The organism is Bradyrhizobium sp. 21, assembly GCF_023073335.1.
Lineage (GTDB): Bacteria > Pseudomonadota > Alphaproteobacteria > Rhizobiales > Xanthobacteraceae > Bradyrhizobium.
The window spans coordinates 415284-437302 of record NZ_JADPJG010000003.1 but is presented as its reverse complement, the minus strand read 5'-3'; the positions used below and the strand labels follow the sequence as shown (position 1 = coordinate 437302).

General features: G+C 64.2%; 23 protein-coding genes. 7 read left to right on the top strand and 16 right to left on the bottom strand.

Annotated elements, in window-relative coordinates:
• Positions 1 to 100: 100 nt before the first annotated feature.
• Positions 101 to 1546 carry a TAXI family TRAP transporter solute-binding subunit gene (locus tag IVB31_RS07120; RefSeq protein ID WP_249803023.1) on the bottom strand — a complete coding sequence of 482 codons (1446 nt, stop codon included), beginning with the start codon at positions 1544 to 1546 and terminating at the stop codon, positions 101 to 103.
• 404 nt (positions 1547 to 1950) lie between these two features.
• Here IVB31_RS07120 and IVB31_RS07115 point away from each other — a divergent pair, with 404 nt between their 5' ends.
• Both IVB31_RS07115 and IVB31_RS07110 read left to right on the top strand, forming a co-directional pair.
• Positions 1951 to 2298 carry a DUF3307 domain-containing protein gene (locus IVB31_RS07115; RefSeq protein ID WP_247320386.1) on the top strand — a complete coding sequence of 116 codons (348 nt, stop codon included), beginning with the start codon at positions 1951 to 1953 and terminating at the stop codon, positions 2296 to 2298.
• 274 nt (positions 2299 to 2572) lie between these two features.
• Positions 2573 to 2974, top strand: coding sequence for a hypothetical protein (locus IVB31_RS07110; protein WP_247320235.1), 402 nt, complete (start codon positions 2573 to 2575; stop codon positions 2972 to 2974).
• Here the strand turns inward: IVB31_RS07110 and IVB31_RS07105 are convergent.
• Positions 2971 to 3294 (bottom strand): YkgJ family cysteine cluster protein, encoded by a 324-nt coding sequence (locus IVB31_RS07105; protein WP_247320385.1) that lies wholly within the window; start codon positions 3292 to 3294, stop codon positions 2971 to 2973. The genes IVB31_RS07110 and IVB31_RS07105 overlap by 4 nt on opposite strands.
• A gap of 5 nt (positions 3295 to 3299) precedes the next feature.
• Entirely contained in the window at positions 3300 to 3998 is a 699-nt protein-coding gene (locus tag IVB31_RS07100; RefSeq protein WP_247320234.1) for a YafY family protein, read from the bottom strand.
• 113 nt (positions 3999 to 4111) lie between these two features.
• Here IVB31_RS07100 and IVB31_RS07095 point away from each other — a divergent pair, with 113 nt between their 5' ends.
• Together IVB31_RS07095 and IVB31_RS07090 are read left to right on the top strand one after the other, a co-directional pair.
• Positions 4112 to 4372: a hypothetical protein gene (locus tag IVB31_RS07095; protein ID WP_247320233.1), complete on the top strand. Its 261-nt coding sequence runs from the start codon at positions 4112 to 4114 to the stop codon at positions 4370 to 4372.
• Between the two features lie 37 nt (positions 4373 to 4409).
• Positions 4410 to 5138, top strand: a complete 729-nt coding sequence (locus tag IVB31_RS07090; protein ID WP_247320232.1) for a glutathione S-transferase family protein — start codon at positions 4410 to 4412, stop codon at positions 5136 to 5138.
• Between the two features lie 267 nt (positions 5139 to 5405).
• Here the strand turns inward: IVB31_RS07090 and IVB31_RS07085 are convergent, their stop codons facing one another.
• From IVB31_RS07085 to IVB31_RS07045, 9 genes are all read right to left on the bottom strand, one after another.
• A complete protein-coding gene (locus IVB31_RS07085) occupies positions 5406 to 6557 on the bottom strand; it encodes an ABC transporter substrate-binding protein (protein ID WP_247320231.1) in 1152 nt (383 codons plus the stop codon).
• A gap of 78 nt (positions 6558 to 6635) precedes the next feature.
• Positions 6636 to 7067: a thioesterase family protein gene (locus tag IVB31_RS07080; protein WP_247320230.1), complete on the bottom strand. Its 432-nt coding sequence runs from the start codon at positions 7065 to 7067 to the stop codon at positions 6636 to 6638.
• Between the two features lie 8 nt (positions 7068 to 7075).
• Positions 7076 to 7837, bottom strand: coding sequence for an SDR family NAD(P)-dependent oxidoreductase (locus IVB31_RS07075; protein ID WP_247320229.1), 762 nt, complete (start codon positions 7835 to 7837; stop codon positions 7076 to 7078).
• Between the two features lie 26 nt (positions 7838 to 7863).
• The gene (locus IVB31_RS07070; RefSeq protein WP_247320228.1) at positions 7864 to 9747 is read right to left on the bottom strand and encodes a feruloyl-CoA synthase; all 1884 of its coding nucleotides are present in this window, start codon (positions 9745 to 9747) and stop codon (positions 7864 to 7866) included.
• Entirely contained in the window at positions 9744 to 10553 is an 810-nt protein-coding gene (locus IVB31_RS07065; protein WP_247320227.1) for a crotonase/enoyl-CoA hydratase family protein, read from the bottom strand. Before IVB31_RS07065 ends, IVB31_RS07070 begins: the two co-directional genes overlap by 4 nt.
• Positions 10554 to 10851: 298 nt before the next feature.
• The gene (locus IVB31_RS07060) at positions 10852 to 11313 is read right to left on the bottom strand and encodes a DUF3237 domain-containing protein (protein ID WP_247320226.1); all 462 of its coding nucleotides are present in this window, start codon (positions 11311 to 11313) and stop codon (positions 10852 to 10854) included.
• Between the two features lie 11 nt (positions 11314 to 11324).
• A complete protein-coding gene (locus IVB31_RS07055) occupies positions 11325 to 12644 on the bottom strand; it encodes a TRAP transporter permease (protein ID WP_247320224.1) in 1320 nt (439 codons plus the stop codon).
• A gap of 2 nt (positions 12645 to 12646) precedes the next feature.
• The gene (locus tag IVB31_RS07050) at positions 12647 to 13156 is read right to left on the bottom strand and encodes a TRAP transporter small permease (protein ID WP_247320222.1); all 510 of its coding nucleotides are present in this window, start codon (positions 13154 to 13156) and stop codon (positions 12647 to 12649) included.
• 224 nt (positions 13157 to 13380) lie between these two features.
• Entirely contained in the window at positions 13381 to 14397 is a 1017-nt protein-coding gene (locus IVB31_RS07045; RefSeq protein ID WP_247320220.1) for a TRAP transporter substrate-binding protein, read from the bottom strand.
• Between the two features lie 209 nt (positions 14398 to 14606).
• Here IVB31_RS07045 and pobA point away from each other — a divergent pair, with 209 nt between their 5' ends.
• Both pobA and IVB31_RS07035 read left to right on the top strand, forming a co-directional pair.
• Complete coding sequence (pobA, locus tag IVB31_RS07040) at positions 14607 to 15776, top strand: 4-hydroxybenzoate 3-monooxygenase (RefSeq protein WP_247320218.1); 1170 nt, start codon at positions 14607 to 14609, stop codon at positions 15774 to 15776.
• A 223-nt stretch (positions 15777 to 15999) separates the two neighbouring features.
• Positions 16000 to 16419 carry a PaaI family thioesterase gene (locus IVB31_RS07035; RefSeq protein ID WP_247320216.1) on the top strand — a complete coding sequence of 140 codons (420 nt, stop codon included), beginning with the start codon at positions 16000 to 16002 and terminating at the stop codon, positions 16417 to 16419.
• 132 nt (positions 16420 to 16551) lie between these two features.
• On the opposite strand, the gene IVB31_RS07030 is transcribed toward IVB31_RS07035, so the two are convergent.
• A complete protein-coding gene (locus IVB31_RS07030) occupies positions 16552 to 17436 on the bottom strand; it encodes a LysR family transcriptional regulator (RefSeq protein ID WP_247320214.1) in 885 nt (294 codons plus the stop codon).
• Positions 17437 to 17558: 122 nt separating this feature from the next.
• Here IVB31_RS07030 and IVB31_RS07025 point away from each other — a divergent pair, with 122 nt between their 5' ends.
• The gene (locus IVB31_RS07025) at positions 17559 to 18182 is read left to right on the top strand and encodes a pyridoxamine 5'-phosphate oxidase family protein (protein WP_247320212.1); all 624 of its coding nucleotides are present in this window, start codon (positions 17559 to 17561) and stop codon (positions 18180 to 18182) included.
• 185 nt (positions 18183 to 18367) lie between these two features.
• On the opposite strand, the gene IVB31_RS07020 is transcribed toward IVB31_RS07025, so the two are convergent.
• The 3 genes from IVB31_RS07020 to IVB31_RS07010 are packed head-to-tail and all read right to left on the bottom strand — an operon-like array spanning position 18368 to position 21913.
• Positions 18368 to 19099: an ABC transporter ATP-binding protein gene (locus IVB31_RS07020; RefSeq protein WP_247320210.1), complete on the bottom strand. Its 732-nt coding sequence runs from the start codon at positions 19097 to 19099 to the stop codon at positions 18368 to 18370.
• Positions 19096 to 20865: a branched-chain amino acid ABC transporter ATP-binding protein/permease gene (locus IVB31_RS07015; RefSeq protein ID WP_247320209.1), complete on the bottom strand. Its 1770-nt coding sequence runs from the start codon at positions 20863 to 20865 to the stop codon at positions 19096 to 19098. The genes IVB31_RS07020 and IVB31_RS07015 overlap by 4 nt, the downstream gene beginning before the upstream one ends.
• 7 nt (positions 20866 to 20872) lie before the next feature.
• Positions 20873 to 21913 carry a branched-chain amino acid ABC transporter permease gene (locus IVB31_RS07010; RefSeq protein WP_247320206.1) on the bottom strand — a complete coding sequence of 347 codons (1041 nt, stop codon included), beginning with the start codon at positions 21911 to 21913 and terminating at the stop codon, positions 20873 to 20875.
• Positions 21914 to 22019: the final 106 nt, after the last annotated feature.

Genomic DNA, 22019 nt, shown 5'->3' with positions numbered 1-22019 from the left:
CCGGTTGTAGTCGAGAGCAACGGTTGCAGAGGGGGACGGTTCCCGAACCGGTCTCCTAACTCGCGGAATGCCGGCAAGGCGCCGCCACAAAATCGATAGGTCAGGCACTCTGAGCTGTCTTCACCACCACAATATTGCTCTCGTCGTGCTGGGGAGGAGCCACGTCCTGAGTGGCCTTCTCGCCTTCGCCGGCATGGCGCTTGAGGTAGTCGCGGCGCATGCCGATCTCGTCGCGGACGAATTCATAGCCGAGCTTGAAGGTGTCGAGCCCGTCGGTGCTGATCGTGCCATCTCGCAAGCCGATGACGGCGCCTCGCAAAATGCCCTCAAGCTCGTCCTGGAGACATTCGAGCTGATCCAGCGAATGGGCGTGCTCGATTCGTTCGCCGACGTCGAGGACGGCGGTGGAGAGTTCGCCGGCCTTCTCCGGCGCGATCCGGGTGATCTTGGCGTAAATGGCCGCGAAGATCGAGCCGATCACGCTGAGCGCGGCGGCGCCCAGATACATCAGGTCGCTGTATTTATCCATGAACGATTTGGTGTCGTCGTTGATGTAGTCGGCGGCTCCCTGATGCGCCATCACGTAGGCGTCCTTCTCGACGGAGGCCGGCTCGATCCTGGTGGCGAAGCCGCTGTCGAGCCCGAGCGCCGACTTGTTCTCGTAGACGATGCGCGCGAGGTCGCCGGCCGCGGTCGGCGACATTCTGGATTGTGCGACCAGCAGCCATTCGAGCCCGATCGTGTCGAGATCGTCGTCGGGGATCTCAGGGGAAACCGACAGCGTGCCCGCGGTCAGCGTCTCGCTGGAAATGCCGGGGAATTTGCGTGCCAGCGCCTTGGCTTCGTCGATGGCGTTGAGCGTGAAACCGCCGCGCTTGGCGACCTGTTCATAGGCCTTGTCCCGCACCGCTCTGGAGGCGTGGACGATGGCGATCACAGCGCCAAAGCCACTAGACGGCGCAAACAGCTTGTCGAGCGTCGCGCCCTGCGGCGCCATCTGGATTTTCGCGGCGTCAGGACCGTCGGGAATATCGAGGATGCTGCGCACGAAGGCGATCGAGGATTCGTTCTCGGCGACGACCGCGACTTTTTTCTTCTTCAGCTCGGCAAGCGATTTGATCTTCTTGTTGCCGGGACCGAGCAGGAGCACCAGATCGTGCTCCAGGATCGCGATCGTGCGCGCCCGCAACGGCACCTTGGCGTCGGTGCGCAGCACGGCGAGGTCGGCCTGCTTGCGGTCGAACTGGGCGATCGCCTTGGCGTTGTCGGCGTTGTTGACGATCTTGACCCGGAAGCGCGAGGCGTTGTTCTTCAGGACAGCGGCGAGCTTGGCCGCGAACAGCGCCTCGTCGCTGTTGGGCGCGCCGACGGCAAAGGTCAGCGTCTCCGAATTGTGCACCAGCGCGCGGCCGCCCCAGACGGTGGCAAGCGACAGCAGCAGGGTCAGTACGACGTAGAGGAAGACCTGCTGCTGATTGGTCTTGATCACCTTGGGTCGCCGGGGCAGTGGCTCGATCGGCGATGAGGTAGGGCCCTCACTACTCATGGCAGCACTCTGGCCTTATTCTTCCGGTGGCGGGCGGCTCGCGGATGTGATCGCTGCGGGCGCCCTGCAATTCGTAAACGTCTGAAAAAAGAACGATATCTCTACTGACAATGATAGCGCGCAGGTCACGGAAAGCAAATTTCGAGCCGAAAATAACCTTACTCAACTCGGCCGTGGCGATTGGTCATCCTATCACCAGTTAGCCACAGTTGGCGATTTTCCGGTTCCCCCCGGCTGCATTCCGCCGCGGGAGATGTCATAAATCGCAGGTCCCGGCGATTTGACCGGTCCAGGGAGAGGTTGCGTTGAACGCTCCAATTCTTCCTGTCACGTCAATGAGGGCGTCTGTTTTGTCGTTTCCACCCCTGTCATCGGCGGTTCCGGTCGAAGCGCTCATTGGCTGGATGGTGTTGCTCACCTTCAAGCACATCATCGCCGATTTCGTCCTGCAGACCGCCTGGATGGCGCAGGGCAAGGATCTGAAGCACGGTTGGGCCCTGCCGCTTCTGGTGCACTGCCTGATTCACCTTGCGGTTGCGCTGCCGCTGATCCTGATCGTGGCGCCCAAATTCTGGTTCGTGGCGTTGATCGACTTCATGATCCACATCACGATCGACCGGGCCAAGGGACTTGTCTCGGCCAATTTCGGTGTCGACCTTGCGCATCCCTGGTTCTGGACCCTGATCGGCGTCGACCAGGCCCTGCACCATTTGACCGGCTTCGGCCTGTCGATCTTCATGGCGGCGAACTGAGGCCGGCGGCCCTCTGGAGTGGCTGTCCGGGCCGGCACGGTTCGAGACGGCGCTTCGCGCCTCCTCACCATGAGGGCTGAGAATCTTTCAGCAGAAACAGACCTCATCCTGAGGGCCCGCTGAAGGCGGGCGTCTCGAAGGATGGCCACAGAAGACCCCGTCCGGCCCTCTGATTCGCGGTCAGGGCGAAAGGACCCCGGGTGACTACCGGGCAGCGTGGTTAACCTTTCATTAGAGAATTGCACTGCATCTTCCCCCACGAGGGAGAACTGCAATGTTTTCAAGCCGCGACGCCTTTGAAAGCGATTTCTGCCCGGTCCGTGACGAACTCCTTGGCGAGATGTATCGCGCCAATGAAAGCGGTCTGCCGAGGCTGGTTGAGACTGTTACTCCGGACGTCCGCGCCATGCTGGCGTTGTTCTGCTATCGCCGCAGCCATCTGCACTCGCTGGCGGTCGCGATTGCAGGCAGCTGTAACGAGCGGGACTTGATCGAGAACGGCGGCCGTGTCGGCTCGACGCTCTACGCGCTCGCGCGCGAAGGCTCGGCGAAATCGTCGCCCTCGCTGTCGGGAGGCCGCAAGCCGATCACACTGTCGACCAAGCCGCTCTCGGTGCTCGCACCGCTGGATGACGAGATCGACGACGAGATCGTCAGCGAAGCCGTTCCGGCTTAAGCGACCGCGATTACCGGCAGCCCGAATTTCCGCCGCGCCATTGCGCATTCGGCGTCGCCCGGCATGCATGTGCGGCACACCTCCGGCCGCATTGCGTAGATGCCGCACGCGGTCTCCTTGCCGATCTCTCCCTGCAACGCCGAGCAACGATCGCCCTCGCAACGCATGCCGGATTGACGCGCATTGACGAGCGCTTCCGGGATTGCCGCCAGCTCCTCGTCGCTCTCGGTCGAGAAGCGCGGCCAGTTCTCCGAATAGCCGCAGCAGGCGCCGCAACCCTGGCAGCAGGTCGAGAGATCGACGGGGGAAGTCTCTTCCATCATCCTCACGTGTCCTTTGGCGGGCCCCAGACCAGGCTCTGCCGCCATCTGGCGCGCAGCACGTCGCGCCGCTCCGGATATCTCTCGTCGAGATAGCTCGCATCGACCACGCGATCGGTGCGGAAGCTGCGGAAGTCGCCGCGCAGCTCGCACCAGGCCGCGAGCAGGCGCACGGCTTCGAGATAGCCGACCGAAATCGGCCAGATCATGCGCTCGCTGGCGCGGCCCTGCTCATCGCGATAGCGCAGCATGATTTTCTTGCCTTCGTGGATCTGGGTGCGCGTGCGCCCCATGTCCAGGCGGTCCGGCTCCCTGTTCCAGCTCGGCCGTGCGCGGCTTGCCGGCTCGAGAACGAAGGGACGGAGGCGCTCGGGGACAGTATCGGCGATCTTGGCCATCAAATCTTCAGCCGCGCGCGCCAGCGCGGAATCGGCATGGCCGGCGACCCATTGTGCGCCAAGCACCGCCGCCTCGATCTCGTCGGGTGTCAGCATCAGGGGCGGCAGGTCAAAACCCTTTTCCAGGATGTAGCCCATGCCGGCTTCACCACGGATCGGCACGCGCTGGCCGATCAGCGTCGCGATATCGCGATAGATCGTACGCTTCGAGGTCTCGAGCTCGGCCGCGATGGAATCCGCCGTCAGCGGTTTACGCGTGCGCCTCAGCACCTGGATGATTTGAAACAGCCGGTCGGCCCGTCTCATGACTGGTCTCTTGTCAGTGGTTTTTTCACAAGGCGTCGCGCGGCTGCTGACAGGATGTTGGCAGCAGGGGAGTTCTATACCGGGACAACACGTCGACTGAAGAGGATTTGTCCATGATCATTCCAACTCATTTCGGCCCGGCCAGTCCGCTGTGGCGGACCCAGATGTGGCAGATCCGGGCTTTCAGCGGCCTCGTCTCGCTCGATCTCATGGCCGTCGACCTCCGGTTTGCGCTCGCAAGCGTGGTGACACGCTCGCTGATCCAGGCCGCGAACGCGCTGGTCCGCCATGTGATGGGCCGCGCCTGGCGAGGGGCCCGTTTCGCAGAAGATATCACGACTGCTGCCACCATGGTGGCAGCAGTCGGCCGCTAGGTTCCGTCAACTCTTTCGCTGCATCAGGAGAGCCCGCATGATCACGCTTTACGGCTTTGGCACCGGCTTCGGCCTGCCGGAAATCAGCCCCTTTGTCACCAAGACGGAGGTGCAGCTCAAGATGGCGGGATTGCCCTACCGGAAGGAGCGTGCGATGCCGCCAGCGTCGCCCAAGGGGCAACTGCCGTTCATCGACGATGGTGGCGAGGCGGTGGCCGATTCCACCTTCATCCGCGCCCATATCGAGCGCCGCTATGGCTTCGATTTCGACGCCGGCCTGTCGCTGGTCGAGCGCGCGCAGGCCTGGGCCTTCGAGCGCATGATCGAGCATCACGTTTATTTTGCGCTGGTCGGGGCGCGCTGGGTCGATCCGGTCAACTTCGCCAAGGGGCCTGCGCATTTCTTCGACGGCGCGCCCGAACACAGCCGCGAGAAGCTGCGCGAGGACGCACAATTCCGCGTCGCCGAGAACTATCTGCTCTCCGGCCTTGGCCGCCACGCGCCCGATGACGACGTCGATCTCGCCGTGCGTTCGCTGTTCGCGCTCTCGGTGCAACTCGGCGACAAGTCCTATCTGATGGGCAACAAGCCCTGCGGCGTCGATGCCACCGCGTTCGGTGCGCTTGCCGGGATCCTGACGCCGTTCTTCGAATCGTCCTTGCGCCTTCGCGCCGAGGGATTTCCGAACCTCACGGCCTATGTCGACCGGATGATGGATAATTACTATCCGGAGTTCGCCTGGACCCCGCTGCGGCAGGCGGCCTGAAGCATTCGGTGCGTCCGCAGGCTCGCTGCAACCTCTCCCGCTTGCGGGAGAGGTCGGCGCGAAGCGCCGGGTGAGGGTTCTCTCCTCTGGGGGACTGCTTCGGTAATGCGGAGATAATCCCAACGCGGAGGCACCCTCTCCCCAGCCCTCTCCCGCAAGCGGGAGAGGGGGGCACAGCGACACCGCGGCGGCAGCTTGCGATCAACTGCACAAACAAAAGAGCCGGCCCATTGGGCCGGCTCTCGTCATTTCGAAACTATCCCGCGTCTACTTCACCAGCGCGTATTTGCCGTTCTTGACCGTGAGCAGGATGCGCGAACGGTCGTCGAGGCCGTAGCGGTCCTTTTCCGTGAAATTGTAGACGCCCTGGCTCGCCGCCAGTTCCTTTTCCGACAGCAAGGCCTGGCGGATCGCTTCGCGGAATTCCGGCGTGCCGGGCTTGGCCGTCTTCAGCGCCGCCGGAATGACGCGCTTCAGGATCTCGAAGGCATCATAGGAATGGCCGGCGAACTGGCTGCGGCTGTTGGGGCCGTACTTGCCTTCATAGGCCGTGTTGAGCGCAAGGCCCGGCTTCTTTGTGGCGGCTTCGTCCGGCTGATCTTCCGGGTCCATCACCGGGCCGGAGGCCATCAGCACGCCTTCCGCCGCTTTTCCGGCGATGCGGATGAAGTCCATGCTGGCAGCACCATGGGTCTGGTAGATCAGGCCCTGATAGCCGCGCTCGCGCAACTCGGTCTGCGGCAGTGCGGCCGCGGTGCCGGAGGCGCCGACCAGGATCGCGTCGGGATTGGCGGCGACGAGCTTCAGTACCTGTCCGGTGACCGAGGTGTCGGGTCGCGCAAAACGCTCCTCGTCGGCCAAAGTCATGCCCATCGGCACGCCCTGGGCCTTGAAGTCGTTGAACCAGAGATCGCCATAGCTGTCGGAATAGCCGATATAGCCGACCGTCTTCACGCCCTTCGACTTCATGTGCTCGTAGAGCACCTTGCCCATGATCGGAATCGGCTGCGGCATCGCCACCGACCACTTCATGCGCTCCGGCGTGATCGGGAACGGCGCCAGGCCGAAATGCGGAATGCCGGCCTCGTTGGCGACGTTGGAGACCGCGATGGTCGGCGGCGTCAGCGCCGAGCCCATGATGATGTCGGCCTTGGATTCGGTCACGAAGCGGCGGGCGTTGGTGGTCGCGGTGGTGGGGTCGCCGCCGTCGTCGAGCACGATCACCTTCAGCGGAACGCCGCCGATTTCTTTTGGCACGAACTCCAGCGCATTGCGCTCGGGAATGCCCAGCGCAGCGCCGGGGCCCGTCGTGGTGGTGGTGATGCCGATGGTGATTTCGGCGGTCTGGGCCAGCGCGGGCAGGGCCGGCAGCGCCAGCGCGGCTGCGGCGACGGCGGCGGTCAGGTAAAAGCGTTTCATCTATTCCTCCCTTTATGTGTTTCTTTGAAAGCAGAAATCGGGGGGTAATTCAGCCCCCTCTTTTGGTGATGTGGCGATTTAGCTCCCGATCTGACTTCCGGTGAATTTGGCTACCATTTCCGCAGGGAACGGTGCCGATTTCAGTTTGTCGGGGTTAACGGGGTCGCGGCCGACGAGGACACGGGTCTCGAAACCCTCGATCGCCAGCGCCTCGCCCTTGTAGACGCTGTGCTTCACCTCGAAGCTCGAGCGCTTGATGCTCTCGATCTTCGTTTCGATGGTGATCCAGTCGCCGTAAGTCGAGGGAATGTAGAACTTGGCGCGCGTGTCGACCATGGGAATGCCCACCAGGCCGTATTTTTTGACCAGATCCTGCTTGGAGAAGCCGGCGACTTCGAACAGGGTCGACGTCGAATCGTCGAACATCGCGAAATAGCGCGGGTAGTAGACGATGTTGGCGGGGTCGCAGTCACCCCACTGGATCTGGACGTCGCGCCGGTTCACGAACATGCCGCGCCCTATTTCGGTGCCATGCGAAGCGAGCCGTCGAGGCGCACCACTTCGCCGTTCAGGTACGAATTCTCGACCATGTGCAGGGCCAGTGCCGCGAACTCGTCGGCGTGGCCGAGCCGGCGCGGGAAGGGGATCGCGGCGGCGAGCGAGTCCTGCGCCTCCTGCGGAAGGTTGGCGAGCAGCGGGGTGAGGAACAGGCCGGGCGCGATTGTCAGCACCCGCACACCGAACTGCGCGAGTTCGCGCGCGATCGGCAGCGTCATGCCGACGATGCCGCCCTTGGAGGCCGAATAGGCCGACTGCCCGATCTGGCCGTCATAGGCGGCGACGGAGGCCGTGTTGATGATGACGCCGCGCTCGCCGGTCGCCTGCGGCTCGAGCCTTGACATCTCGGTCGCCGCGAGGCGCAGCATGTTGAAGGTGCCGATGAGGTTGACCTTGATGACCTTGTCGAAATCGGCGAGGGCCATCGGGCCGTCGCGGCCGACCACGCGCTTGGCAACGCCGATGCCGGCGCAATTGACCAGCACGCGCGCGGGACCATGGGCCTTGGTCGCCTGCGCGATCGCAGCTTCCGCGGAGGCCGCATCGGAGACATCGCAAGCCACGGCCACGCCCTTGATCTCGGCGGCAACGGTTTCGGCGAGCTTGGCATTGAGGTCGAAGACCGCGACCTTGGCGCCCTGCGCCGCCAGTTTTCGCGCGGTCGCTGCGCCCAGCCCCGATGCGCCGCCGGTGACGATGACTGCCTGATCCTTCAACAACATGGCGCTCTCCTGGTGCGATGATTTTCTTAGCCGACCGATATCACACGGTCGGATGGATTGGCAGCGTAGAGCTCCTCGATCAGGAGGCTGCGATGCTCGAGCACAGCGCGCTGGTTGATCGAGCCCTTGTCGGTGACTTCGCCCTTGTCGATCGACAGCGGCGTGTCCATCAGGATCGCGCGCGTGATCCGCGTCGAGGAGCCGGTGGCCTCGCCGAGAAAGCGGGTCAGCCGTTCGCGAAATGCCTCGCGCACCAGCCGGTCGCGTGTCGCGACGACGAGGTCGTCGGCCGGCAGCGTCGGGTTGATCAGCCGACAGCCGTCGAGATCGAGCACGACGAGTGCGGAGACCTCGTCACGGTTGATGCCGGCGATGACGACGTCGCGCACCAGCGGTGCGCAGGCCGCAACGAAGCGCGCGCGCAAGGGCCCGACGCTGACCCACGTGCCGCTGCCGAGCTTGAAATCCTCACCGATGCGGCCGTCGAAATCGAAGCCGGCGTTGAAATCATCGGGATCGACGGGCTTGAGCGCATCGCCGAGCTTGTAGAAGCCCTCTTCGTCGAACGATTTCGCGGTGATGTCGGGCTGGCGCCAGTAGCCGGGCATCACGTTCGGCCCCTTGCAGCGCACTTCCATTTTGCCGTTGTTCGGCACCAGTTTTGCGTCATTGCCCGATACGGGAAGCCCGACATGACCGGAGCGGCTGGTGCGCGGGTTGACCGACATGAAGAACGGTGCGGTCTCGGTTGCGCCAAGGCCGGTCAGCATCGGTACGCGGTAGCCCTTTTCCTTCAGCGCGAGCTCGTCCAGACTGTTCCAGACGAAGGGCGACAGTGCCGCGCCCGAGAAGAACATCGCATGCAGCCGGTCGAAGAATTTTGCGCGCAGGCCCTGGTCGTCGCGCAGATAAGGCAGCAGCGACTCGTAGCCCTTGGGGACGTTGAAATAGACCGTCGGCGAAATCTCCTGCAGATTGCGCACGGTCTCCTCGATGCCGCCGGGCACCGGCTTGCCGGCGTCCAGATACATCGAACCGCCATTGTAGAGCGTCAGCCCGATATTGTGGTTGCCGCCAAAGGTGTGATTCCAGGGCAGCCAGTCGATGATGACGGGCGGCTCGTCCTTGAGAAAGGCGAGCGTCTCGCGCAGCATCACCTGGTTGGCGCAGATCATGCGCTGGGTGTTGATGACGGCCTTGGGATTGCCGGTCGAGCCCGATGTCAGCAGGAATTTCGCGATGGTGTCGGGGCCGATCTTGCCGTGAACCTCGTCGAGATCGCCGCGGATCGGGGTCGCCATGAGATCGGCGAGCGTGGTGACGTCGCGGCCCGGCACGGTGCCATAGGACGCGGCGATCTCGGTGCCGAGCGAGACGTTGGCCGCGAGCGCGTCGGCAAACTTGTCGGCGTCCTCGGCGAAGACGAGGCCGGGCGTCAGCAGCTTCATCAGATAGGAGAGCTTGCCGAAATCCTTCGACACCAGCGAATAGGCCGGCGACACCGGGCAGAACGGGATGCCGGCATAGTAGGCGCCGAAGGCGAGCAATGCGTGGTCGATCGAATTGCCGGAGAGGATGATGACCGGCCGCTCCGCCGACAGGCCGCGCGCAATCAGGCCTGAGGCGATGTGCCGGCTCGCGGCGAGAAGCTCGGAATAGCTGATCTTGCGCCAGCCGCGGCCGCCCTCGCGCTCGGCCATGAAGACGCGGTCGGGCGTGGTCTTCGCCCAATGATGCAGGCGGTCGGTAATGCGGACCGGATAGTCGCCGAGCGGCTGTTTGGGCCGCAGGTAGATCGTGCCGTCGTCGCGCCGCTCGATGTTGACGACGGGATCGCCGAACGAAATGGGCCGCAGCGGGGAAGTGCTCGCGCCGCGCTCCATGCTGGAAGAGGACGGCTGCGCGCTCATGATTTTGGCTTCACCTTTGCGGTCTTGTGTTCGAGGAACTCGCGGATCCTGCGTTTTGCCTCTTTGTCGCTCTGCGCGACGGTCGCCATCAGCGATTCCATCAAGAGGCCCGTTTGGGGATTGGCCTCCGCGATCATCGGCAGCGCCTGGAGCACGGCGAAGTTCGTCAGCGGCGCGTTGGAGGCGACCTTGGTCGCAAGCTCCAGCGCCTTGCCGAGGCCGTTGCCGGCTTCCGTGACATATTGCGCAAAGCCGTAGGAGGTGCCTTCGGTCGCGGAATAGACGCGGCCGGTCAGCATCATGTCCATCATCCTGGCGACGCCGATCAGCCGCGGCAGCCGAACCGAGCCGCCGCCGCCGACGAAGATGCCGCGCTGCCCTTCCGGCAGGGCGAAATAGGTCGAGGGCTCGGCGACGCGGATATGCGCCGCGCAGGCAAGCTCCAGCCCGCCGCCGATCACGGCGCCCTTCAGCGCCGCAATGACGGGCACGCGGCTGTACTGGATGCGGTCGAACACCCGGTGCCACATTTGAGAATGGAGAAGACCACCGGTCGCGTCATGGTCGGTCAATTCAGAGAGGTCGAGACCGCTGGAGAAATGGTCGCCGATGCCATGGATGACGACCGCGCCGATATCCTCGGGCAGGGACGCAAAACACTCGCCGATTTCCAGGATGATGCCGTCGTTCAGCGCATTGCGCTTGGCCGGCCGGTTCAGACCCACGGTCAAAACCCGGTCGGCCCGCTCGATCCTCAAAAGTCCGGAGGCGCCCGCGTCAGCGGTCTCGGCGTTTCCCTGTGTCATTTGCGTCCTTGTAAGAATAGTTATGTTGTATAACGAATTCCGGGGGAGTCAAGGAGGAGACGGGGTTCGGAGCCCTTCGGATGCCCGCGAAGGGGGCCGAAAGGAGCGGTCAGGTGCGGAAGCCGGCGCTCCAGATCCTATGTCATCCCGGCGAAGGCCGGGACCCATAACCGCAGGGAGTAGTTTGGCGAAAACTCCTCGTTCGATACTGCCACCAGTCGCAATCGATAGAGCACACGGCAGGAGCCGGCTTTCGCCGGGACGACGAGCGGAGTGTGTCGGAAGCCCGCTCGCCCCCTTACACCACCTGATGAACGTCGATCACCACCCGGTCGGCGTGCCGCGCGGCTGAGCCGACAAAGATGTGCTGCATCAGCCAGCGGTAGTTTTCATGCCCTGTCTCGAACTTGGGCACGGTGCGAAAATAAATCAGCTTCGGATCGACCGGCTCGCCACGCTTGAGCTTTTGCAACAGCTCCACCGGGCCGAAGCGCATGCCCTTGTTCTCGACGTAGACAACGGCGCCGTCGTCGGTCTCGAAGGCGTATTTGGCTTCGAGATCGATCAGCTCATTCGGGCGGATGGTCTGAAAGTCGGCGCCGAACGGCAGCACCTTGCCGGTAATCGTGCCCGTCACCTCGCCGCCGAGGATCGGGATGATGCGGCGAATGCCGATGCCGGTCTCGCCGGCGGTGACGACGTCACCGATGCGTGCGGTGATGGTGAAGACGTATTTGGTCTCCAGCGCCGGTGTAGTCATTGGTCAACCTCTCAATGCGCCATCATCCGCGTCGGCAGCCATGTCGCCAGCAGCGGGAACGCGATCAAAATCACCAGGCGCACGAGGTCCGTCGCCACGAACGGGATCACGCCCTTGAAGATGGTGGAGAACGAGACGTCCTTGACCACGCTTTTGATGACAAAGACGTTCATGCCCACCGGCGGGTGGATCAAGCCGAGCTCGACCGTCATGACGATGATGACGCCGAACCAGATCGGGTCGAAGCCGAGATGCGTGATGACGGGAAAGATGATCGGCACGGTCAGGATGATCATCGCCATGGCGTCCATCAGGCAGCCGAGCACCAGATACATCACCATGATCAGCGCCAGCACGCCGTAGGGACCGAGGCCGAGGCCGGTGAGGAATTCCGTCACCTTCTGCGGGGTCTGCGTCACCGTGAGGAAATAGCCGAAGATCAAGGCGCCGATCAGTACGGTGAACACCGCGGCCGCGGTGCGCGTGGCCTGGAGCAGCGACGCCAAAATCTTCTCGCGGTCGAGGCGCCCCGTCAGCACGCCGATGATGAAGGCGCCGGCCGCGCCGACGCCGCCGGCTTCCGTCGGCGTGAAGCGCGGCAGATAGGGCAGGCCGTAGAGGCCGCCGATCACGAACACGAACAGCAGCACCGGCGCCCAGATCTCCTTCAAGCCGGCGAAGCGCTCGCGCCACGGCAGCACCTTGCCCTTGGGCAAAAAGTCCGGTCGGAAGTATCCGATCAGAAAGATCGTGATCATGTACATCGTCATCGCCAGCAGGCCCGGAATGATGCCGGCGATGAACAGTTTTCCGATGTCCTGCTCGGTGATGATACCGTAGACCGCAAGCACCGTGGAGGGCGGCAGCATCGCGCCCAGCGTGCCGCCGGCCGCGATGACGCCGGTGGCAAAGGACTGCGGATAGCCGAAGCGGCGCATCTCGGGGTAGGCGACTGCGGAGAAAGTCGCGGCGGTCGCGACCGACGAGCCGCAGATCGCGGCAAAGCCGCCGCAGGCGCCGACCGTGGCGATCCCGAGCCCGCCGCGCAGATGCCCGACAAATCCGTTGGCGGCGCGGAACAACTCGCGGCTCATGCCGGAATTGCTGACGAACGAGCCCATCAGCAAGAACATCGGGATGACGCCGAAGGTGTAGTCGGTGACCGTGCGCATCGAGGTCTGGCCGACCAGCTTCAGCGCCGGCGTCGCGCCGACGAGATAGGTGAAGCCGGAGACGCCGACGAGGCCCATGGCCATGCCGACGGGCACGCGCAACAGCATCAGCGCGAACAGGGAAACGAAGCCGATTACGGCGACGGCATCGGTGCTCATGATTACTCCGTCGCCTTCAGCTTGGGGTCGTGCATCTCTTCCGGATGGAAGATCAGCCGGTAGGTGCGGATCGCGATCAGCAGCACGGCGGAGGCGTCGCCGATCCAGGCGATCGCGAAGAACGGCCAGGTCGGCATGTGCATGTCGAAGGTCTGGACGTTGTCGTTGTAGGTGCCGCGCACCTTGTCGAACAGCGTCCAGGTCTGCACCGTGACGACGAACAGCAGCACCAGGGTCGCGAACACGTCGATCCAGCGCTGATAGCGCGGTCCAACATTGCCCCAGACCAGATCGACCGTGATGTGGGTGCCGCGATAGGAGGTCGCCGCGATGCCCCAGAAAATCAGAATGCCGAGCAGCATGCGGCCGATGTCGAAACTGTCGGGGATCGCGTAGTTCAGCGTGTTGCGCAGCAGCACCGACAGGAAGATGTCGAGCGCGACGATGCCGACGAAGGCCGCCGCGATCCACTCGATCGAATCGATAACGCGATCCATCCAGCTGCGCTTCATGGGGTGGGCCCGTCGTGTGCTGTCATTGTTTGATCTCGGTCTCGCCGCGGACTTCACCTCGCCCCGCTTGCGGGGAGAGGTCGAATTCGAGCGCTGCTCGAATCGGGTGAGGGGGACTCTCCGCGAGTCCATCTGTCACTATCTTTGCCGAAGCAGCCCCTCACCCCAACCCTCTCCCCGTAAGGACGGGGAGAGGAGGAGGAAGGACCGATCGCGCCGCGGCGTCACTCCGCCAGCGCGTTGTACTTCTTCAGCGACGCCTTCAAATCCGCGAGTGCGGCGTCCGGATCGGCACCGGTCTTTTTCGCCCCGTCACTCCAGGTCTTCACCAGCGGTTCGGCGGCCTTCTTCCAGGCGGCGGTCTGGTCCGGCGTCAGCTTGTAGACCTCGTGATCGGTCTCCGCCTTCACCTTGTCGACGCCGGCATCCTCGAACTTGCCCCAGTGCTCGCCGACCACGCCGGCCATCTCGGTCGAGCAGTTCTTGTCGATCGCGGCCTTCTGCTTGTCGGACATCGCATTGTACTTGTCCTTGTTCATGACGAACACGAACGTCGTGGTGTAGAGCGGCGCCTCCATGTCGTACTTGGTCACCTTGTCGATGCCGAACAGCACCAGCGAGCCCCAGGGGAAGGTGACGCCGTCGGCGACGCCGCGCTCGATGATGTCGCGCACTTCAGGCGCGGACGACTGCACATTGGTGCCGCCGAGCGAGGTGACGAAATTCGCCATGGTGGCATGGGCCGGGCGAATCTTCAGGCCCTTCACGTCCTCCGGCATCACGATCTTCTTGGTGCGGGAGTGGAACGAGGAGGGCGAGTGGACGAAGGCCAGGCAGTATTTGACGTCCTTCATCTCCTTCTCGGCATATTTGCGATACCAGGCGTCCAGCCCCATCGAGCCGCCCTTGGCGTCCGAGATCAGGAACGGCAATTCGCCGGCGCCGACGATCGGGAAGCGGCCGGGCTGGTAGCCGGGATTGACATAGGTGACGTCGGCGATGCCGTCGCGCGCCATGTCGTAATGGTCGAAGGCCTTGCCGAGCTGCTGGGCGGGAAACACCTTGCCCTTGATGGTGCCGCCGGAATCCTTCTCGACCGCAGCCGCCCAGTCCTCCAGCGACTTCTGCAGCGGATGCGAGGCCGGCACCCAGTGCGAGATCTTCAAATCGAAGGTTTTATCCTGCGCGAACGCAGGGCTTACGCTTGCTGCCAGCAGCAAAGCCAGACAGGCTTTCCTCATCACGCGTCTCTCCCTGTTTTGACGGCGGGCTTCGATGGCCCGGTCTCGTTAATTAACATGTTATCTAATTGGCCGGCGCGTTCAAGCCGGAATTGGCGCGGCCTGCCGCCGCGTCATGGACCCCAACCGTTATATGATATAATTATCGTGTGCGGCTCGGCGCGACAGGCAGCCGCGACGCAAGCCTACAGGATCGGGAGGAGCAAGTATTGCGGACAAAAGTCGCAATCATCGGAGCTGGGCCGGCTGGATTGTTGCTTGGGCAACTGCTGCACGATTACGGCATCGACAATGTCATTCTGGAGCGGCAGAGCCCGGACTATGTGCTCGGCCGCATCCGTGCCGGCCTCCTGGAGGAGGGAACCGTCGCGCTGCTCGACCAGATCGGTGCGGGCGCGCGGGCGCATGCCGAAGGCCTGCTGCATGAAGGCATCGAGCTGGCCTTTTCCGGCCGCCGTCACCGCATCGACATGAAGGCCGCGACCGGCAAGACGGTCATGATCTACGGCCAGACCGAGGTCACACTCGACCTGATGAACGCGCGCAAGGCCGCCGGCCTGGCCACGGTCTACGAAGCCAGGGACGTGCAGCCGCACGATTTCGACGGCGGTCACCCGCGCGTCACTTGGGTCAAGGACGGCATTACCCATGAGATCGATTGCGATTTCATCGCCGGCTGCGACGGCTTTCACGGCGTCAGCCGCGCCAGCGTTCCGGCTTCGGCGATCGAGGAGTTCGAGCGGATCTACCCGTTCGGCTGGCTTGGCATCCTCTCGGACACCCCGCCGGTCAGCCACGAGCTGATCTATTCCAACCACGCCCGCGGCTTTGCGCTGTGCACCATGCGTTCGACCAGGCGCAGCCGTTACTATGTTCAGTGTGCGCTCGACGACCATGTCGACCAATGGCCGGACGACCGCTTCTGGGACGAACTGAAGAGCCGGCTCGACCAGGAGGCCGCGGACAGCCTGGTCACGGGACCCTCGATCGAGAAGAGCATCGCGCCCCTGCGCAGCTTCGTCGCCGAGCCGATGCGCTTCGGCAAGATGTTCCTGTGCGGCGATGCCGCCCACATCGTGCCGCCGACCGGCGCCAAGGGGCTGAACCTCGCGGCCAGCGATGCGCATTATCTGTCGAGCGCGCTGCGTGAGTTCTACGACGAGAAATCCAGCGCCGGGATCGACGCCTATTCCGCCAAGGCGCTTGCGCGGGTCTGGAAGGCTGTGCGTTTCTCCTGGTGGATGACCTCGATGCTGCACAAATTCCCCGACACCGGCAGCATCGGCGCCCGCATCCAGCTCGCCGAGCTCGACTACGTCACGCAGTCGCAGGCCGCGATGACGTCGCTATCGGAGAATTACGTGGGGCTGCCGTTCTAGGGGGAAACGTGGCGGTGCCGCATACTCCCGTCATTGCGAGCGAAGCGAAGCAATCCAGACCGTCTCTGCGGAAGGACTCTGGATTGCTTCGTCGCAAGGGCTCCTCGCAATGACGGCGCCGTCCATTTCAAACACCCGCGCAAATTCCGTTTAAAACTTTGTAGGCGGTGAAACCGTCATCCACGTCGCATTCAATGGCGGCAGCCAACGACGCGAGGCAGACATGACCAGCACCGACATTCCCGAAGGCTTCGAGCCGCATTTCCGCAAGAGCCCGCTCACCGATCCCTGGGAGCCGCTCTACTCAAAAAAGACCGACAAGGCCGTGATCTTCGGCCTGCGTCTGGCGAAACCGCATACCAACGGGCGTGGGCTGATCCACGGCGGTCTCATCGCATCGCTCTCCGACAACGCCATGGGCTATAGCTGCGCACAGGTGACGGGGTGGACCACGTCGTTCGTGACGGTCTCGCTCACGGTCGATTTCGTCGGCTCCGCCGAGATCGGCCAGTGGCTCGCGATCGAGAGCGACGTGATCAAGACCGGCAAGACGATCTGCTTCGTGCAGAGCCTGGTGAAGGCTGACAATGCCGTGATCGCGCGTGCCAGCGCGACGTTTCGTGTGGTGCCGAAGAAGGGGTGATGCTCTCGTGCCCCGGACGCGGTGCGGCGCGAAGTGCCGCTCCGCAGAGCCGGGGCCCATACTTCAAACGCGACCCAGCCGCCTTCTGGTCCCGGCTCTGCGCCGCTCCGCGGCGCGTCCGGGACACGAGCCCTACCCGAACCTCCACTCCGCCGTCTCCACCACGAGATCGACGAATGCGCGCACCTTGGCCGAGAGCAGGCGCGAGGTCGGGTAGACGATGTGGATCGGCAGCGCCGGCTGCTCGTACTTTGCCAGCACGATTTTCAGCCGGCCGCGCTTCAGGCCCTCGGCGGCCTGATAGGCCAGCACCCGCGTCACGCCGCCGCCGGCCTCGGCATATTGCAGGGCGGCGTCGGCGCTGTTGCTGGTAAAACGCGGCGTCGGCGCCACTTCGATCTCGCGGCCATCCTGCACGAAGCGCCAGCTGGCGGATGGACCGAAGGCGATGGTCTGGTGCGCGAGTAGTGCCTCCGGCGTCTTCGGCTCGCCATGGCGCTTCAGATAGCCCGGCGTCGCCACCGTGATCCGCCGCATCTCGCCGACCTGGCGCGCAACGAGGGAGGAGTCGGCGAGATGGCCGATGCGCACCGCGGCGTCGACGGCGTCCTCGACGAGGTTGACGAGATGGTCCGATAGCCTGAGTTCGCCGGCGACTTCGGGATAACGCTTGAGGTAGGCGGTCATGACGGGCCCGACATGGAGACGGCCGAAGCCGACCGGGGCCGACACCACCAGCCGCCCGCTCGGCCGGTTGCGCTCCTCCCGCGCGGAGCCGTCGGCCTCCTCGACATCGGCGAGGATGCGCCGCGCGCGCTCCAGATAGCGCGTGCCGACGTCGGTCAGCCCCACCTGCCGGGTGGTCCGCTGCAACAGCCGCGCGCCGAGATGCTCCTCCAGCGCCGCGATCAGCCGCGTGACGGCCGAAGGGGACAGCCGCAGCTTGCGCGCCGCCGGCGCAAAGCCGCGCAAATCGGCGACGGTGACGAAGACATGCATGGCTTCAAGCCGGTCCATCGCATTATTGCATATAATGCAACGATGAAGTGTCAAGCGGGCAGATTGTTTTAACCGCGGAAAGGTCCATTTTAGCTCGCGAGAGACGCAGAGATGCGCCGGAATCTTCAGGAGATGTTCCGATGACGGCAACTCATACCTACGCCAGCGACGTGGCGTTTACGCCGGCGGTGAAATCGATCCAGACCCGAAAGGGATCACGCGACGGCTATGCTCATGCCGAGCAGCGTGGCTGGCGCACCGAGGTCGATGAGGACCTCGCGGCGTTCCTGGCCGGGACCAACAGCTTTTATTTCGCCACCGCCTCGGCCGACGGCCAGCCCTATATTCAGCACCGCGGCGGCCCGAAGGGGTTTTTGAAGGTGCTGGACAAGCAGACCCTGGCTTTCACCGATTACGCCGGCAACCGGCAATACATCACGCAGGGGAACCTGACGGAGAATCCCAAGGCCTACATCTTCGTGATGGACTACGCTCATCGCCGCCGGGTGAAGATCTGGGGCGAGGCCCGCGTGGTCGAGGACGACGAGGCGCTGACGACGTCGCTGATGCCGAAAGGCTATCGCGCGCGGCCGGAGCAGGTGATCCTGTTCAAGATCGCGGCGTGGGATACCAACTGCCCACAGCACATCCCGCAGAAGTTCGATGCGGCGGATGTTGCTGGAGCACTGGCGGCAAGGGACCAGCGCATCGCGGAGCTGGAAGCGGAGGTGGCGGCGCTGAAGGGGGAAAAGGCGGCGGGGTGAATTCAAGCCGCGCGCTCGGTGCCCCCTCTCCCCTTGCGGGAGAGGGTGGCTCGCCGCAAGGCGGCGAGACGGGTGAGGGGTCTCCATCCTAACGAGCAGTTTCACATGCGGAGAGAACCCCTCATCCGGCGCTTCGCGCCACCTTCTCCCGCAAGGGGAGAAGGGAAGAGGAGCAAGCTGCGACGTCAGATCACACTCGCACCTTCGTGCTGGAAGCCGAGATAGCTCGCCGCGACGCGCTCGTTCGCGGCGATGTCGCTGGCCTTGCCGCTGAGCACGAACTCGCCGAGCTCCATCACGTAAGCCTGGTCCGCGATCTTCAATGCAGCCTGCGCGTTCTGCTCGACCAGCAGCACGGAGACGCCGCTGGCACGCAGTTCGGTGACGATGCGGAAGATGTCGGCGACGATGATCGGGGCGAGGCCGAGGCTCGGCTCGTCCAGCATCAGCAGTTTTGGCTCGCCCATCAACGCGCGGCCCATCGCGAGCATCTGCTGCTCGCCGCCGGAGAGCGTGCCGGCGAGTTGCTTGCGGCGCTCCTTCAGCCGGGGAAATGTCGTGTAGACGCGCTCCATCGAGGCTTTCGCCCTGCTTCTCTCGATGCGGAAGGCGCCGAGCTCGAGATTGTCCTCGACATTCATGGTCACGAACAACTCGCGATGCTCGGGAACGAGTCCAAGCCCCATCGCGACGCGGTCCTCGATATCGAGCCGGGAGAGGTCCTGGCCTGCAAAGGCGACGCGGCCCTTCAGCGGAAAAATGCCCATGATGGCCGAGAGCAGTGTGGTCTTGCCGGCGCCGTTGGCGCCGACGATGGTGACGATCTGGTTTTGGCCGACTTCGAGCGAGACCGAGCGCACCGCCTCGACCTTGCCATAGGCGACATGCGCGTTGGTGACGGACAACAGCGCGCTCATGCCGCCACTCCGAGATAGGCCTTGATCACTTCGGGATTGGTCTTGATCGTGGCGGGGGTGCCTTCCGCGATCTTGGTGCCGAAATCCAGCACCACGATGCGGTCGGCGAGATTCATCACGAAGCCCATGTCGTGCTCGACCAGCAGCACGCTCATGCCGCCGTCGCGCAGCTCTCGCAGCAGGGTCGCGAGCCGCTGCTTCTCCATGTGGCGCAGGCCTGCCGCCGGCTCGTCCAGGAGCAGCAGCATCGGATCGACGCAGAGCGCACGGGCGATCTCGACGATGCGTTGCTGTCCGAGCGACAGCGAGCCCGCGAGCTGATGCATCTGCTCGCCAAGCCCGACGCGTTCGATCTGGCGGGCGGCTTCGGCGAGCAGCTTGGCCTCGTCGGCGCGGTCGAGCCGCAGCATCGAGGCGATCGGCCCGCAATGGCCGCGCAGATGGGCGCCGATGGCGACGTTCTCCAGCACGGTCATGTCGGGCACCAGCTTGACGTGCTGGAAGGTGCGGGAGATGCCGAGCTTGACGATCTCCTGCGGCGGCGCGCGGTCGACCTTGTTGCCGAGCACCGAGATCGAGCCTGATGTGGCCGACAGCACGCCGGTGATCAGGTTGAATGTCGTGCTCTTGCCGGCGCCGTTCGGGCCGATCAGCGCGACGATCTCGCGGGCCTGGACGTCGAAGGAGACGTTGTTCACCGCAATCACGCCGCCGAATTGCTTGCGCGCCTTCTCGACCTGGAGCAGGACGCTGGACTGTCCGGGCGCACGGGTGCGCTGCTCCAGTTTCAGCGAGGTGTCCGGCTTCTTGCCACCGGTAGCCTCGGGCAGGAACGACATCAGCCAGGGCCAGACGCCGCCGGGTGCGAGCTGGAGCAGCGCGACCAGCATGATGCCGAACACGATGGTTTCGACCTGGCCGGAGCCCGGCAGGATCAGTGGCAGGTAACTCTGGAGCACTTCTTTCAGGACCACGACGATCGCCGCGCCCAGCACGCCGCCCCAGACATAGCCGGCGCCGCCCACCACCGCGATGAAGAGGTATTCGATGCCGGCCTGCGCACCAAATGGCGTCGGGTTCACCGCGCGCTGAAGATGCGCGTAGAGCCATCCGGAGAGGCCCGCGAGCACCGCGGCGTGGATGAACACCAGCATCTTGGCGCGCGGCGTGTGCACGCCGAACGCCTCGGCTGCGACATGGCCGCGCCTGAGCGCGCGGATGGCGCGGCCGGTGCGGGAGTCCAGCAGGTTCATCGTGAGCAGGGCCGAGACGATCACGGCAACCCAGATCGCGTAATAGATCGAGCCGGGCGAGAGCATCTTGAACGAGCCGATCGACAGCGGCGGGATCGCCGAGATGCCGTCGTTTCTGCCCAGGAATTCCAGCTTGCTGAAGAGATAGAACAGGCCGAGTCCCCAGGCGAGCGTGCCGAGCGGCAGATAGTGGCCGGAGAGACGGACCGTAACGAGGCCGAGCAGCACCGCCAGCAGGCCGCTGACCAATAGCGACAGCGGCAGCGTCAGCCAGGGCGACACGCCGTAGGCCGTCGACAGCACCGCGGTGGTGTAGGCGCCGAAGCCGACGAAAGCTGCTTGTCCAAACGAGGTCAGGCCGCCGACGCCGGTCAGCAGCACGAGGCCCATCGCGACGAGGGCGGTGAGGCCGATATTGTCGAGCAGCACGATCCAGAACGGGGGCATGCCCGGAACGAACGGGATCGCCGCCATGAGAAGCGCGAAGATGAGGATGGGGAGCCGGCTCTGCATCTTGGCGTCAGTCCTTCTCTTCCTCGACCGCGGGGGCAGCGAGCGAGCGCAGCAGCAGCACGGGAATCAAGAGCATGAAAACGATCACCTCCTTGTAGTTGGAGGCGTAGAAGGACGAGAACGCCTCGACGAGGCCGACGAACAGCGCCGCGACGGCGGTGAGGGGGTAGCTGACAAGGCCGCCGATGATCGCGGCGACAAAGCCCTTCAGGCCGATCAGGAAGCCCGAGTCGTAATAGAGCGTCGTGATCGGCACGATCATGATGCCCGACAGCGCGCCGATGACGGACGCCAGCAGGAAGGCGATCTGCCCGGACAGCGTGGTGCGGATGCCGGCAAGCCGCGCGCCGAGCCGGTTCACGGCGGTCGCGCGCAGCGCCTTGCCGTAGAGCGTCAGCCCAAAGAACAGCCAGAGCCCGACGATGAAGGCGATGGTGATGCCATAGACGGTGATGCTCTGGCCGGTGAAGCGCAGCGCGCCGGCCGTGAACGAGCCGGACAGCACGGCAGGTCCGCGCTGGCCTTCGGCGCCGAAGAACAAAAGGCCCAGTCCCTGAAGCGCGAGGTGGACGCCCACCGAGGCGATCAGCAGCACCAGCACGGAGGTGTGCGCCAGCGGCTGGAACGCGATGCGGTAGAGGTACAGGCCGATCATCGCCACGATCACCAGCGACAGCGCGATGCAAACCGCAACCGGCGGCTTCTGGGCGGCGAAGGTGATGGTCAGCGCCAGAACGACGGCCGGCAGCACGATGTTGGTGAGAACGCTGCGCAGGACCAGGCGTCCGTGCAGCGCCTTGCGCGCGGCGAACATGTCGAACGCGAAGGCGCCGATGCCGAGGGCAAGCGCGAGCTTTGCCGTCCCCGGCATCTGGCCCGCGGCCAGCGAGGCATAGGTCAGCGCGCCATAGGTGACAAATTCGCCTTGGGGGATGAGGATCACGCGGGTGACGGCGAACACCAGCACCAGCGCGAGGCCGAGCAGCGCATAGATCGCGCCATTGGTGATGCCGTCCTGCAGCAGGAACAGCATGATGGTGGTATTCAAGACCGGACGCTCCCCCTCAAAGATTAAGGACCGGTCCCCTGATTGTGGTGGACGGTCCGCTCACAGCCATTGAAAAACGCTGACGATATTTGATATGGTCCATAAC